The sequence below is a fragment of the Streptomyces sp. NPDC026377 genome, from assembly GCF_055567715.1.
This window is the reverse complement of the sequence record NZ_JBVHPV010000004.1, coordinates 189,893-202,688: the sequence shown is the minus strand read 5'-3', so window position 1 is coordinate 202,688 and position 12,796 is coordinate 189,893. Positions and strand designations below refer to the sequence as shown.

The 12,796-nt window shown below is 74.6% G+C and carries 13 protein-coding genes; 7 read left to right on the top strand and 6 right to left on the bottom strand.

What is annotated here, in order from left to right; translation table 11 throughout:
• Positions 1–282: 282 nt before the first annotated feature.
• Both ACZ4MU_RS11220 and ACZ4MU_RS11215 read right to left on the bottom strand, forming a co-directional pair.
• Positions 283–1,284: an acyl-CoA dehydrogenase family protein gene (locus tag ACZ4MU_RS11220; RefSeq protein WP_467874006.1), complete on the bottom strand. Its 1,002-nt coding sequence runs from the start codon at positions 1,282–1,284 to the stop codon at positions 283–285.
• Positions 1,281–2,429 carry an acyl-CoA dehydrogenase family protein gene (locus tag ACZ4MU_RS11215; RefSeq protein ID WP_467874003.1) on the bottom strand — a complete coding sequence of 383 codons (1,149 nt, stop codon included), beginning with the start codon at positions 2,427–2,429 and terminating at the stop codon, positions 1,281–1,283. Before ACZ4MU_RS11215 ends, ACZ4MU_RS11220 begins: the two co-directional genes overlap by 4 nt.
• A 66-nt stretch (positions 2,430–2,495) precedes the next feature.
• Here ACZ4MU_RS11215 and ACZ4MU_RS11210 point away from each other — a divergent pair, with 66 nt between their 5' ends.
• The 5 genes from ACZ4MU_RS11210 to ACZ4MU_RS11190 all read left to right on the top strand — a co-directional run bounded on the left by ACZ4MU_RS11210 (position 2,496) and on the right by ACZ4MU_RS11190 (position 7,179).
• The gene (locus ACZ4MU_RS11210) at positions 2,496–3,284 is read left to right on the top strand and encodes an SDR family oxidoreductase (protein ID WP_467874000.1); all 789 of its coding nucleotides are present in this window, start codon (positions 2,496–2,498) and stop codon (positions 3,282–3,284) included.
• Positions 3,285–3,306: 22 nt separating this feature from the next.
• A complete protein-coding gene (locus tag ACZ4MU_RS11205) occupies positions 3,307–3,918 on the top strand; it encodes a TetR/AcrR family transcriptional regulator (protein ID WP_467873998.1) in 612 nt (203 codons plus the stop codon).
• 29 nt (positions 3,919–3,947) lie between these two features.
• Positions 3,948–5,105 (top strand): acetyl-CoA C-acetyltransferase, encoded by a 1,158-nt coding sequence (locus ACZ4MU_RS11200; protein WP_467873995.1) that lies wholly within the window; start codon positions 3,948–3,950, stop codon positions 5,103–5,105.
• 200 nt (positions 5,106–5,305) lie between these two features.
• The gene (locus tag ACZ4MU_RS11195; protein WP_053727847.1) at positions 5,306–5,509 is read left to right on the top strand and encodes a cold-shock protein; all 204 of its coding nucleotides are present in this window, start codon (positions 5,306–5,308) and stop codon (positions 5,507–5,509) included.
• 95 nt (positions 5,510–5,604) lie between these two features.
• Positions 5,605–7,179: a DEAD/DEAH box helicase gene (locus tag ACZ4MU_RS11190; RefSeq protein WP_467873991.1), complete on the top strand. Its 1,575-nt coding sequence runs from the start codon at positions 5,605–5,607 to the stop codon at positions 7,177–7,179.
• A gap of 358 nt (positions 7,180–7,537) precedes the next feature.
• On the opposite strand, the gene ACZ4MU_RS11185 is transcribed toward ACZ4MU_RS11190, so the two are convergent.
• Genes ACZ4MU_RS11185 through ACZ4MU_RS11170 form a run of 4 tightly spaced genes read right to left on the bottom strand, consistent with a single transcriptional unit; the run spans position 7,538 to position 11,020 of the window.
• Complete coding sequence (locus tag ACZ4MU_RS11185; RefSeq protein WP_467873988.1) at positions 7,538–8,620, bottom strand: NAD(P)H-dependent flavin oxidoreductase; 1,083 nt, start codon at positions 8,618–8,620, stop codon at positions 7,538–7,540.
• Positions 8,620–9,414, bottom strand: a complete 795-nt coding sequence (locus ACZ4MU_RS11180) for a CoA-transferase subunit beta (RefSeq protein ID WP_467873985.1) — start codon at positions 9,412–9,414, stop codon at positions 8,620–8,622. Before ACZ4MU_RS11180 ends, ACZ4MU_RS11185 begins: the two co-directional genes overlap by 1 nt.
• Positions 9,411–10,259: a CoA transferase subunit A gene (locus ACZ4MU_RS11175; protein WP_467873982.1), complete on the bottom strand. Its 849-nt coding sequence runs from the start codon at positions 10,257–10,259 to the stop codon at positions 9,411–9,413. The genes ACZ4MU_RS11180 and ACZ4MU_RS11175 overlap by 4 nt, the downstream gene beginning before the upstream one ends.
• Positions 10,256–11,020 (bottom strand): enoyl-CoA hydratase family protein, encoded by a 765-nt coding sequence (locus ACZ4MU_RS11170; protein WP_467873979.1) that lies wholly within the window; start codon positions 11,018–11,020, stop codon positions 10,256–10,258. The genes ACZ4MU_RS11175 and ACZ4MU_RS11170 overlap by 4 nt, the downstream gene beginning before the upstream one ends.
• 55 nt (positions 11,021–11,075) lie before the next feature.
• On the opposite strand from ACZ4MU_RS11170, the gene ACZ4MU_RS11165 reads away from it, so the two are divergent.
• Both ACZ4MU_RS11165 and ACZ4MU_RS11160 read left to right on the top strand, forming a co-directional pair.
• Positions 11,076–11,855, top strand: a complete 780-nt coding sequence (locus tag ACZ4MU_RS11165; RefSeq protein WP_467873977.1) for an SDR family oxidoreductase — start codon at positions 11,076–11,078, stop codon at positions 11,853–11,855.
• 1 nt (position 11,856) lies between these two features.
• The gene (locus tag ACZ4MU_RS11160; RefSeq protein WP_467873974.1) at positions 11,857–12,738 is read left to right on the top strand and encodes an SDR family oxidoreductase; all 882 of its coding nucleotides are present in this window, start codon (positions 11,857–11,859) and stop codon (positions 12,736–12,738) included.
• Positions 12,739–12,796 lie beyond the last annotated feature (58 nt).

The following is a 12,796-nucleotide window of genomic DNA, read 5'->3' as shown; positions in this document are numbered from 1 at the left end:
GCGCGGCAGTCCCCTGGGCGCGCCGGAGGGGCGCGCTTCCAGGGGCGCGGGGAACTGCGCGGCCGGCCCCCACCGGCCCGCAGGTGAACGGGACTGCTAGGTGTAAGCCCCCCACCGGCCCGCAGGCGCCCCTGAGAATGCCGCTGCGCGGCAGTCCCCTGGGCGCGCCGGAGGGGCGCGCTTCCAGGGGCGCGGGGAACTGCGCGGCCGGCCCCCACCGGCCCGCAGGTGAACGGGACTGCCAGGAGTAAGCCCCCACCGGCCCGCGGGTGAACGGGACTGCTAGGAGCAAGCCCCCAGTACCTCCGCCCGGCACTGGGCCGGTGTGCCCCACGCGTCCCGTAGCGGCCGGGCCTTGCGCAGCCAGAGCGAGAGGTCCAGTTCCTCGGTGTAGCCGATCGCGCCGTGCAGCTGGAGCGCGGCGCGGGCGGCCGTGTACGCGGCCTCGCCCGCCGCCGTCTTCGCCGCCGCGAGATCGCCGGGGGCGAGGGTGAGCGCCGCCCCGTACACCAGCGGCCGGGCGAACTCCACCGCGAGCAGGGTGTCCGCCAGCCGGTGCTTGACCGCCTGGAACGAGCCGATGGGCACCCCGAACTGCACACGTTGACGCACGTACGCGACCGTGCGGCGCAGCAGCTCCTCGGCCACCCCGACCGCCTGCGCCGCCGCCGTGAGCCGCGCCCAGCGCACGGCGCACCCCACGGCCTCGTCCAGGCGGGGCCCGGCGGCGAGGAGTTCCCCGCCGGGGCCGGGCCGGGCGAGCCGCCGGGCGGGGTCCAGGGAGGCGTGGAGAGGCCCGTGGCCGGGGGCGAGCCGCAGCTCGGCCGCCCGGCCCGGGCCCGCCGTCACCACCAGCACCGCGTCCGCCCCGTCCGGGTCCAGCACCCACCCCCCGCCCTCCGGCACGGCCAGTGTGACCACGGCCTCGCCGCTCAGCAGGCCCGGCAGCAGGCGTCCGGCCGGACCCGGGTCGCCCGCGTCCGCCAGACGGCTCAGCAGGGCCGTCGCCGCCGCCGTCTCCACCAACGGACCCGGCACCGCGTGGCGGCCCAGCTCCCGGTGGGCCATGGCCAGCTCCAGCGGCAGCCGGCCCGCCCCGCCGTACGCCTCCGGCGCGGCCAGCGCGAACACCCCGGCCCCGGCCAGCCGCCGCCACAGCGCCCGGCCCGGGCCGTGGTCCCCGGCAGCCCAGGACCGTACGGCCTTCGGGGTGTCGCAGGCGGTCAGGAGCGCGTCCAGGGAGCGGGTGAAGTCGCGCTGCTCGGGCGTCGGCAGGAACCTCATCGGGGACGGCCCTTCGGCAGGCCGAGCAGGCGCTCGGCGACGATGTCGCGCTGGATCTCGTTGGTGCCCGCGTACACGGGCCCGGCCAGCGCGAAGACGTACCCCTCGGCCCAGCCGCCCGGCCCGCCCGCCAACTCGCCCTCGGTGCCGAGGATTTCGAGCGCGCTCTCGTGCAACGCGATGTCGTACTCGGACCAGAACAGCTTGTTGAGACTCGACCGCGCGCCCATCGCCTCGCCCGCCGCGAAGCGCGAGGCGCCCGCGCAGGTGAACAGCTGGTAGGCCCGGGCCCCGATCACCGCGTCCGCGACCCGGTCGCGCAGCCCCGGGTCCTCGCCCCTCTCGCGCCACAGCCGCACCAGCCGGTCGGCGGCGGCCAGGAAGCGGCCGGGGGAGCGCAGGGTGAGCCCGCGCTCGTTGCCGGTCGTGGACATCGCGATGCGCCAGCCCTGCCCCGGCTCCCCGATCACGTCCTCGTCGGGGACGAACACCTCGTCCAGGAACAGCTCCGCGAACGCCGGCTTGCCGTCGAGCCGTCCGATCGGGCGGACGGTCACCCCGGGGGCCCGCAGGCCGAACATCAGATACGTCAGGCCCTGGTGCGGTCCGGGCGCCGCCGGGTCGGTGCGGAAGATGCCGAAGGCGCGGTCGGCGAACGCGGCCCGCGAGGACCACGTCTTCTGGCCCGACAGCAGCCAGCCCCCTTCCGTGCGCACGGCCCGCGACCGCAGCGAGGCGAGGTCCGACCCGGCCTCCGGCTCCGACCACGCCTGCGCCCACACCACCGCCCCGCTCGCCATGTCCGGCAGCACCCGGGCCCGCTGCTCCTCGCTGCCGTGGTCGAAGAGCGTCGGTGCGAGCAGGCTGACGCCGTTCTGGGAGACCCGGCCGGGCGCGCCCGCCGCCCAGTACTCCTCCTCGAAGGCCAGCCACCGGAAGATGTCGGCGTCCCGGCCCCCGAACCGCTCGGGCCAGGAGACGGCCGACCACCGTCCCGCGTACAGCTCGGCCTCCCACTCCCGGTGCGCGGCGAAGCCCTCGGCCGTCTCCAGGCAGGGCAGCGGCGCGGACGGCACATGCGCCGCGAGCCAGTCGCGCGCCTCGGCGCGGAAGGCGTCCTCCCCGGCCGTGTGGTCCAAGTCCATCGCGGGGTCCGCCCCTTCGCCGCCCGACCGTTCCCTAACAAGTGTTTGGTAGGTTAGCCTGCGGGTGTGACCGACAACAAGGTTCCGTATGTGCCCGGACACGGCCTGCTCGACGGCCGCACCGCCGTCGTCACCGCCGCCGCCGGAGCCGGGATCGGCGGCGCGACCGCCCGCCGCCTCCTGGAGGAGGGCGCGCGGGTGCTGGTCAGCGACGCGCACACCCGTCGGCTGGGGGAGACGCACGAGGCACTCGCGGCCGAGTTCGGCGCCGGGGCTGTGGCCGCGCTGCCCTGCGACGTCACCGACGACTCCCAGGTGCGCGCGCTCTTCGCCGAGGCCATACGGATCCACGGGCGCCTGGACATCGTCGTCAACAACGCGGGCCTCGGCGGTACGGCCGAGCTCGCCGACATGGACGACGAGCAGTGGGACCGCGTCCTCGACGTCACCCTCGGCGGCACCTTCCGCTGCACCAGGGCGGCCCTGCGCGCCTACCGGGCCGCCGGCCGCGGCGGCGTCATCGTCAACAACGCCTCCGTCGTCGGGTGGCGCGCCCAGGCCGGGCAGGCCCACTACGCCGCCGCCAAGGCGGGCGTCATGGCGCTCACCCGCTGCGCGGCGGTCGAGGCGGCCGCCTACGGCGTGCGGGTCAACGCGGTCTCGCCCTCCCTCGCCCTCCACCCCCACCTCGCCAAGGTCACCTCCGCCGCCCTCCTCGGCGAGCTCGCCGCGCGCGAGGCGTTCGGGCGGCATGCCGAGCCCTGGGAGGTGGCCAACGTCATCGTCTTCCTGGCCAGTGACTACTCCTCGTACATGACCGGGGAATCCGTCGCCGTCAGCAGCCGGCACCCCTAGCGGACGGGACCACAATGGACCCGTGCCGAACAACAAGAAGCAGCAGGTGACCGCCGTGCCCGAGCGGCGCGCGGAACTCCTCGCCACCGCGGCCGAGGTGTTCGCCGCCCAGGGCTACAACGCCACCACGGTCCGCAGGATCGCGGACGAGGCGGGCATGCTCGCGGGCAGCCTCTACTACCACTTCGATTCCAAGGAATCGATGCTCGACGAGATCCTCTCCACCTTCCTCACCGAGCTGTGGCAGGGGTACGACGCCGTGCTCGCGGCCTCACTCGGGCCGCGCGAGACCATCGAGGCCCTCGTCACCGAGTCCTTCCGGGAGATCGACCGGCACCGGGCCGCCGTCGCGATCTACCAGAAGGAGTCCCGGCACCTCACCGAGCTGCCCCGCTTCGCCTATCTCGCCGACTCCCAGCGCCGCTTCGAGCAGGCGTGGCTGGGGACGCTGGAGCGCGGGGTCGCGGACGAGGTGTTCCGTGCGGACCTGGACGTCCGCCTCACCTACCGGTTCGTCCGCGACACGGTGTGGGTGGCCGCCTCCTGGTACCGGCCCGGCGGACAGCACAGCCCCGAGGAGATCGCCCGCCAGTACCTGTCGATGGTGCTGGACGGGATCGCCGTACGAGAGTGACCCGCCGACACGTCGAGGGAGTTGGGGACATGGCCGAGGCATACGTGGTCGAAGCGGTGCGCACACCGGTGGGCCGGCGCGGGGGAGGGCTCGCCGGGGTCCATCCGGCCGACCTGGGGGCGCATGTGCTCAGCGCGCTCGTCGAACGCTGCGGGATCGACCCGGCCGCCGTCGACGACGTCGTCTTCGGCTGCCTGGACGCGGTCGGGCCGCAGGCGGGGGACATCGCGCGCACCGCGTGGCTGGCGGCCGGGCTGCCGCAGGAGGTGCCGGGCGTCACCGTCGACCGCCAGTGCGGCTCCTCCCAGCAGGCGGTGCACTTCGCCGCGCAGGCCGTGCTCTCCGGCACCCAGGACCTGGTGGTCGCGGGCGGCACCCAGAACATGTCGATGATCCCGATCGCCTTCGCCTCCCGGCAGGCGGCCGAGCCGCTGGGGCTGACCGAGGGCCCCTTCGCCGGCTCGGACGGCTGGCGGGCGCGGTACGGGGACCGGCCGGTCAACCAGTTCCACGGAGCCGAGCTGATCGCCCTCGAGTGGGGGATCACCCGCGAGGACCAGGAGGAGTTCGCGCTGCACTCGCACCGGCGCGCGGTCCGTGCCCTGGACGAGGGCCGTTTCCTGCGCGAGAGCGTGCCGTACGGGCAGGTGCGCGCCGACGAGGGGCCGCGCCGCGACACGAGCGCCGAGAAGATGGCCGCCCTGAAACCCGTCGTCGAGGGCGGCACGATCACCGCCGCCTGCTCCTCCCAGGTCTCCGACGGCGCCGCCGCGATGCTGCTCGCGAGCGAGCGGGCCCTACGCGAGCACGGGCTCACTCCGCGCGCCCGTATCCACCACCTCTCGGTACGCGGCGAGGATCCCATCCGGATGCTCTCCGCCCCGATCCCGGCGACCGCGCACGCACTGCGCAGGACCGGTCTGACGATCGACGCGATCGACCTGGTCGAGATCAACGAGGCCTTCGCGCCGGTGGTGCTCGCGTGGCTGAAGGAGACCGGCGCGGACCCGGCGCGGGTCAACGTCAACGGAGGCGCCATCGCGCTGGGCCACCCTTTGGGGGCCACCGGCGTACGGCTGATGACGACGCTGCTGCACGAGCTGGAGCGCACGGGCGGCCGCTACGGCCTCCAGACCATGTGCGAGGGCGGCGGCCAGGCCAATGTGACGGTCATCGAGAGGCTGTGAACCGCGCGGGGGCACCGACGGGGGAGTGGCGCGCCGCACACCGGCGCCCCTTCCCACGGGCCGGTGACGTGGTAGAGTTTTCCCCGTTGCAGTTTTGGTACCCATAGACTTTATGTGCGCCTGACGGGAATGTTCCTCAGGCGCATTATTGTTTTACCGGCTTTCTCCGGATGGGGCCCCTACCTATTCAGGAGAATGACATGGCTACTGGCACCGTGAAGTGGTTCAACTCGGAAAAGGGCTTCGGCTTCATCGAGCAGGACGGCGGCGGCCCGGACGTCTTCGCCCACTACTCGAACATCGCCTCCTCCGGCTTCCGTGAGCTCCTGGAGGGCCAGAAGGTCTCCTTCGAGGTCACCCAGGGCCAGAAGGGCCTGCAGGCGGAGAACATCCTCCCCGCCTGATCTTCGGCGAATCCCGAGCCGGGGCCCGCACCGCGCAGGTGCGGGTCCCGGCTTGCGTGCTGTCCGTCCCCCGGGCCCAGGAAGGCAAATCCCGTATGACGCGTTCGACCCCCCGCAAGCGCTCCAGCTCCAGCTCCGCCAAGCCCGCCGCGAACTCCGCGCGCGGCCGGACCGTGCAGCCGCAGGGTGAATTCACGCTGCCGGAGTCGGTGACGCCCGCGCTGCCCGCGGTGGCGGCCTTCGCCGACCTCGACATGCCCGCGGCGCTCCTCAAGACGCTGGCCGCGCAGGGGGTGACCGAGCCGTTCCCGATCCAGGCCGCGACGCTGCCGAACTCCCTCGCGGGGCGCGACATCCTCGGCCGGGGCCGTACGGGCTCGGGCAAGACCCTCGCCTTCGGCCTCGCCCTCCTCGCCCGTACGGCGGGCCGCCGCGCCGAGCCGAAGGCGCCGCTCGCCATGGTGCTCGTGCCGACGCGTGAGCTGGCCCAGCAGGTCACCGACGCGCTCACGCCGTACGCCACCGCCGTCAACCTGCGGCTGACCACGGTCGTGGGCGGGCTCTCGCTCACCAAGCAGGCGAACGCGCTGCGGCGCGGCGCCGAGGTGCTCGTGGCCACGCCGGGCCGCCTCAAGGACCTCATAGAGCGCGGCGACTGCGTGCTCGGCCAGGTGGCGACCACGGTCCTCGACGAGGCCGACCAGATGGCCGACATGGGCTTCATGCCGCAGGTCACGGCGCTGCTGAAGCAGGTCGAGCCGGGTGGTCAGCGGATGCTGTTCTCCGCGACCCTGGACAAGAACATCGACCGGCTGGTCCGGATGTTCCTCACCGACCCGGTCGTCCACTCCGTGGACCCCTCGGCGGGCGCGGTGACGACGATGGAGCACCACCTCCTCTACCTCCAGGACGAGACCGACAAGAAGGCCGTCACCGCGCGGATCGCCGCGCGCGACGGCCGGGTGATCATGTTCCTGGACACCAAGCGGTCGGTGGACCGGCTGGTCAAGCGGCTGCTCGCCAGCGGCGTACGGGCGGCGGGCCTGCACGGCGGCCGCTCGCAGCCGCAGCGCAACCGCACCCTGGACCAGTTCAAGAACGGCCAGGTCACCGCGCTCGTGGCGACGAACGTGGCGGCGCGCGGCATCCACGTCGACGACCTCGACCTGGTCGTCAACGTCGATCCGCCCACGGACCACAAGGACTACCTCCACCGGGGCGGGCGCACGGCCCGCGCGGGCGAGTCGGGCAGTGTCGTCACGCTGGTCCTGCCCGAGCAGAAGCGCGAGATGTCCCGCCTGATGACGTTCGCGGGGATCCGTCCGCAGACGGCGGCGGTGAAGTCGAGCGACGAGGAGCTGGTACGGGTCACGGGGGCGCGCGAGCCGTCCGGCGTCCCGGTCGTGATCGAGGTCCCGGCCCAGCCGCAGCCCGCCCGTCCGGCGCGGGCCCGGGGGGCGCGGTCTTCGGGGCGTACGGGGCAGGCGTCCCAAGGGGCGCGGTCGGGGCAGTCGTCCCAGGGGGCCCGTTCGGGCCAGGCGTCCCAGGGGACGCGGTCCGGCCAGTCCCAGGGAGCCCGGTCGGGGCAGGGGGCTGCGCGTGGCCAGGGGGGTGGCGCGGTGCGTCGTGGGCGTCCGCAGGCGGGCGGGCGGCGCGGGGCGTCGGCCTAGCGGGGGGTGTTTTCCCCACCCCGCCCCTTCCCGTACGCCCTGGGCGGGCAGCCGGGCGGGGGCGGTGCCCGTGGGCTACCTGTTCGCCCGCGGGCGGATGGGGGTTGCTCGCGCAGTTCCCCGCGCCCCTGGTGGGGCCCGTTTTTGTCTGCGGACCGTGCTGGGTTGCTCGCGCAGTTCCCCGCGCCCCCAGGTGGCCAGGGGCGCGGGGAACTGCGCGAGCAGCCGCCCACGGTCCGCAGACGGACGCCTTGCCCCGGGAGGGCTGTCAGCCGCCCACCGGGTCGTGGACCAACACTCCGCCCCGAGAGGTGATCAGCCCCACGGGCCGCGGGCGAACCCCCCGCCCAGGGAGCGCTCACCCCCGGAGGGTTTCGGGAAGCGGCGGGAGGGGGCCGAAAGCCCGTAGCCGCGACAGTGTCGCCTCCGCCTCCCCCATCACCCTCCCCACCAACTCCCCCACACTCGGCAGATCCCCGATCACCCCCGCCACCTGCCCGGACGCCATCACCCCCGCCTCACCCCGCCCCTGCACCATCGCCGCCCGCAAGAGCATCGGCGTGTTCGCGGCGAGCAGCACCTGACTCCACGTCAAGTCCTTGCCGTGGCGCAGGGCCCGCCCGTCCCGGACGAGGCGCGGCCACGACAGGCCGGTCAGGGAGCGGAAGGCGGCCGCGTGCCGTACCGCCCGCACCAGCGCCCGTACCCGCCCGGCACGTTCCAGCGAAGCCACCAGCTCCGTGCGCAGCACGCGGTGCGGCAGCCCGTCCACCGCCCGCGTCACCGTCACGTCCCCGACCCCCGCCGCCAGATACCGCGCCTTCACCGCGTCCGGCACCGGAGAGTCCGAGGTGAGCAGGAACCGGGTGCCCATCGCGATCCCCGCCGCCCCGTACGCCAGCGCCGCCACCAGACCGCGCCCGTCGTGGAAGCCCCCGGCCGCCACCACCGGGATGTCCACCGCGTCCACGACCTGCGGCAGCAGCACCGTCGTCGCCACCTCCCCGGTGTGGCCGCCGCCCTCCCCGCCCTGCACGATCACCGCGTCCGCGCCCCACGCCGCCACCTTCTCGGCGTGCCGGCGCGCCCCGACGGACGGCAGGACCACCACCCCCGCGTCCTTGAGCTCGGCGATCAGCTCCCGCGAGGGGGCGAGAGCGAAGGACGCCACCCGCACCCCCTCCTCCACGATGATCCGCACCCGCTCGCGCGCGTCCCCCGCGTCCGCCCGCAGATTCACCCCGAACGGCGCGTCGGTACGCGACCTGACCTTGCGTACCGCCGCCCGCAGCTCCTCGGGCGTCATCGTCGCCGAGGCGAGGATGCCCAGCGCCCCGGCCTCGGCCGTGGCCGTCACGAGCCGGGGTCCGGCCACCCACCCCATGCCCGTCTGCACGATCGGGTGCCGCACCCCCACCAGCCGGGTCAGTGCCGTCTCCATCAGCCGCGTACCTCGCTCCCGCGCCGCCCCTCCGGGTCGAGCACCTCCCGGATCAGGCGCAGTTCCCCGGCGGTGGGGGCGCGTGTGTACGGGACGTCGTCCCGCGCCGCCAGCGGGAAACCCGTGGCCGCGCGCACCTGTCCGACCGTCACGCCGGGGTGCACCGAGGAGAGCCGCATCGAGTGGTCCGGCGTCGCGAAGTCGAGGACGGCGAGGTCGGTGACGACCCGGGGGATGCGGTGGTAGCGCGCCCCGACGGCCGCCGCCCGTTCGTAGCCGATGCCGCACACCAGGTCGACGGCGGGCACGAAGACCCGGGGGGAGTGGCGCGGGACCCAGTAACTCACCGGATTGTTGAGCGTGTTGACGGGCGCCCCGCGCACTCCGAGGAGCTGGCGCGCGGGCCGCGCCCAGTCGCCGATGCAGGAGATGTTCTGGTTGCCGTACCGGTCGAGCTGGCTCGCGCCCATCATCACGTGCCGTCGGCCCCCGGTGACCATGGTCAGGTGGCGGCGGTACGGCAGCCAGCCCTCCGCCGCCCCGTCCGCCCCCACCAGCGTGGCCTCGCCGTCGGTGAGCAGCAGGTCCGGGGCGAAGGTCAGCCGGGCGAGCCGGGCGCCCAGCGACGGGATCAGCCCCATCGGGCTGGCCAGCACCTCCCCGTCCCCGCGCCACGCCTCGGCGCAGGCGACCACGCAGTACTCGGCACGGCTCGCCCCCCGCGCCCCGTCCGCCGCCCCTGCGCCGCCTTCCGCCCCCGGGCCGCCCTCCGTCGCCGCAACCCTCCGCGTCATCGCGTCTCCTCGTGCCAGGCCCGTACGGCCGACTGGTAGTGCTTCTCGTCCGGCCCCGAAAGGAACCGCTCCGCGAAGTCCTCCCACGGCGTCGTCGCGTACAGCTTCTGGAAGGGCTCGTCGCGCCCGTAGTCCGGTACGCAGGAGGTGAAGTGCGCCCCGTTCGGCGCCTCCACGACACCCGTGACCGAGTGGCGCGCGACGAGCAGGGTCTGCGGGACGGCGTCCGCGAAGCCGCCGGGCTCCACCAGCCGCTCGCAGGAGACGTACGCGCTGTCGGCGGCCTCGCAGAACAGGTCGTCGAAGTACGGATCGGGGCCCAGGTACTGGCCGTTGCCGAGGCGGTCGGCGCGGTTGAGGTGGACCAGCGCCGCGTCCATGCGCAGCGCGGGCACGGCCACGAACGTCTCCCCGTCCTCGTACGGCGACGTCACCGTCCGCAGCCCCGGGTTGATCCGCATCACGTCGGAGCCGAGCCCGGCCCGTACCGGCAGGAAGGGCAGCCGGTTGGCGGCCGCGTGCAGGCCCCACAGGAACATCGACTCGTCGATCTCCGTCAGGGCGAGGGTCCCCGCCTCGCGCGCCGCCCGGAAGTGCGGCTCCAGCGGAATGGAGTCGAGGGTGGCGAAGGGGGCGACCAGCTCGCGGATCCTTCCGGCGGCCGCGAGCAGACCGACGTCCGGGCCGCCGCAGGAGACGACCCGCAGATCCGTCACCGGCGATCTCAGCAGCGCCCGCACCAGCGCCATCGGCTTGCGGCGCGACCCCCAGCCGCCGATGCCGAGGGTCATCCCGCTGCGCAGCCGCGCGACGACGTCCTCGGGTGTCATGGTCTTGTCCGTCATGTCCGCCCGCTCCCCTTCCCCGGCTCCTCGCCGAAGGTGTCCCGGATCCGGCCGGCCACCCCGTCGAGGTTCGCCTCGAAGGTGAAGCCCTGCTCGAAGCGGTAGCTGCGGCGGACGTCGACGGGGTCGATGCCGTTGATGGCGGCCTTGGCGAGCCGGATGAGGGTGCCGTCCTTGCGGGCGATCTCGCGGGCCAGCTCCATTGCCGCGTCCAGGAGTTCGGCCCGGCGCACCACCTTCCACACCGACCCGTGGGCCAGCAGCTCGCGGGCCGTGGCCGTGCGCGAGGTGTAGTAGAGCGCGCGCATCAGGTGCTGGGGGACGAGCCGGGCCAGATGGGTGGCGGCGCCGAGCGCCCCCCGGTCCAGCTCGGGCAGCCCGAAGACCGCGTCCTCGCTGGCGACCACCACGTCGGCGTTGCCGACCAGGCCGATCCCCCCGCCCAGGCAGTGCCCCTGGACCGCCGCGACCACCGGCACCTCGCACTCGTACACGGCCGCGAACGCCTCGTAGCAGCCCCGGTTGGCGCCGATGAGCGCGCCGTGGCCGCTGTCGCGCCGCAACTCCAGGATGTCGACCCCGGCGTTGAAGCCGCGCCCCTCGGCGGCCAGGACGACACAGCGCACGCCCTGGTCGCGCCCGGCCGCGCGCACGGCGTCGGCCAGCTCGTACCAGCCGTGCACCGGAAGCGCGTTGACGGGCGGGAAGTCGACCGTGACGAGGGACATCCCCCTGTCGGGGGCGGTGGTGGAGACACCCATGGGCGGATCAGCTACCTTTCCACCAAACATTTGTTAGGTAAGGAAGGTAGCGCGGATGGAGCTGGCCGGGAAGGCGGCGGTCGTCACGGGCGGCACCCGGGGCGTCGGCGCGGGCATCGCACGGGCGTTCCTCGCGGCGGGCGCCGAGGTGGTGGTCTGCGCCCGCAGACCACCGGACAAGGCGGTCCGCGCGGCGGGCCGCGAGGCCGAGTTCCGCCCGCTCGACCTGCGCGAACCGCAGGCCGTACGGGAGTTCTTCGACGCGGTCGCGACGGCGTACGGGCGCCTCGACGTGCTCGTCAACAACGCGGGCGGTACGCCCTATCGCCTCCTCGGCGAGACCTCGGCCGAGCGCCACGCGCGCGTGGTGGAGCTCAACCTCACCGCCCCGCTCACCGCCTCGCTCGCCGCGTACCCGCATCTGCGGGCCTCCGGCGGCTCGGTGGTGATGATCGGCAGCGTCAGCGGAACCCGCGCCTCGCCCGGCACCGCCGCCTATGGCGCCGCCAAGGCGGGCCTGGAGAACCTGGCCCGCTCGATGGCGGTGGAGTGGGCGCCCGGGGTGCGGGTCAACACGCTCGTGCTCGGCATGGTCCGCACTGAACTGGCGCCGCTGCACTACGGGGACGAGGAGGGTGTCGCGGCCGTCGCGGCCACCGTGCCGCTGGGGCGGCTCGCCGAACCGGACGAGGTGGGCGGGGCGGCCGTCTTCCTCGCCTCCGCCCGGGCCGCGTACATCACCGGCGCGTCCCTGCTCCTCCACGGCGGCGGCGAGCGCCCGGCGTTCCTGGGCGCGGCCACGGTCAACAAGTCCACTGAGCGGCAGGGGAGTTGAGATGACGGACATCGGTGCGGGGCGGGTCGTCGTGGTGACGGGTGCGGGGCGCGGGCTCGGCCGCGCGCACGCCCTGGCGTTCGCGGCCGAGGGGGCGAGGGTGGTCGTCAACGACCTCGGCGTCGGCCTCGACGGCGCCCCGGCCCCCGGCAGCCCGGCCGACCGGGTCGTCGCCGAGATCCGCGCGGCGGGCGGCGAGGCGGTCGCGCACGGCGGGGACATCGCGACGGCGAAGGGCGCGGCCTCCCTGGTCGAGGCCGCCCTCGACCACTTCGGCCGCCTGGACACGCTGGTGAGCAACGCGGGTTTCCTGCGCGACCGGATGCTGGTCAACCTGGACGAGGCCGACTGGGACGCGGTCGTGCGGGTCCATCTCAAGGGCCACTTCCTGCCGCTGCGGGAGGCGGCGGCGCACTGGCGTGCCGAGTCCAAGGCGGGCCGCCGCCCGGTGGCCCGGGTCGTCCACACGACCTCGGGGGCCGGGCTGCTGGGCAGTGTGGGCCAGGGCAACTACGCGGCGGCCAAGGCGGGGATCGTGGGCCTGACCCTGGTGGCCTCGGCCGAGCTCGCGCGCTACGGCGTCCAGGTCAACGCGATCGCCCCGGCCGCGCGCACCCGGATGACCGAACAGGTCTTCACCGGCCTCGCCGCCGCACCCGAGGACGTGTCGCCGCTGGTGGTGTGGCTGGGCTCGGCCGCGAGCGAAGGGGTGACGGGCCGGGTCTTCGAGGCGGAGGGGGGCCGCATCACCGTGATGGAGGGCTGGCGGGCGGGCCCGACGGCGGACAAGGGGGCCCGCTGGACCCCGGCGGAGGCGGGGGAGGCGGCACGCCGGCTTCTGGGGGAAGCCGAGGCGCCGGGAGCGGTGTACGGGGCGGGGTGAACGGGGGACGGTACGCGGCGGGATGCGGGATGCGGGATGCGGGATGCGGGCGGGGGAG

What these genes read in the sequence shown, in the direction of transcription:
- ACZ4MU_RS11220 (WP_467874006.1), bottom strand. Translation starts at nt 1,284, where the DNA reads ATGAGGTTCCTGCCGACGCCCGAGCAGCGCGACTTCACCCGCTCCCTG.
- ACZ4MU_RS11215 (WP_467874003.1), bottom strand. Translation starts at nt 2,429, where the DNA reads ATGGACTTGGACCACACGGCCGGGGAGGACGCCTTCCGCGCCGAGGCG.
- ACZ4MU_RS11200 (WP_467873995.1), top strand. Translation starts at nt 3,948, where the DNA reads ATGGCCGAGGCATACGTGGTCGAAGCGGTGCGCACACCGGTGGGCCGG.
- ACZ4MU_RS11195 (WP_053727847.1), top strand. Translation starts at nt 5,306, where the DNA reads ATGGCTACTGGCACCGTGAAGTGGTTCAACTCGGAAAAGGGCTTCGGC.
- ACZ4MU_RS11190 (WP_467873991.1), top strand. Translation starts at nt 5,605, where the DNA reads ATGACGCGTTCGACCCCCCGCAAGCGCTCCAGCTCCAGCTCCGCCAAG.
- ACZ4MU_RS11185 (WP_467873988.1), bottom strand. Translation starts at nt 8,620, where the DNA reads ATGGAGACGGCACTGACCCGGCTGGTGGGGGTGCGGCACCCGATCGTG.
- ACZ4MU_RS11180 (WP_467873985.1), bottom strand. Translation starts at nt 9,414, where the DNA reads ATGACGCGGAGGGTTGCGGCGACGGAGGGCGGCCCGGGGGCGGAAGGC.
- ACZ4MU_RS11175 (WP_467873982.1), bottom strand. Translation starts at nt 10,259, where the DNA reads ATGACGGACAAGACCATGACACCCGAGGACGTCGTCGCGCGGCTGCGC.
- ACZ4MU_RS11170 (WP_467873979.1), bottom strand. Translation starts at nt 11,020, where the DNA reads ATGGGTGTCTCCACCACCGCCCCCGACAGGGGGATGTCCCTCGTCACG.
- ACZ4MU_RS11165 (WP_467873977.1), top strand. Translation starts at nt 11,076, where the DNA reads ATGGAGCTGGCCGGGAAGGCGGCGGTCGTCACGGGCGGCACCCGGGGC.
- ACZ4MU_RS11160 (WP_467873974.1), top strand. Translation starts at nt 11,857, where the DNA reads ATGACGGACATCGGTGCGGGGCGGGTCGTCGTGGTGACGGGTGCGGGG.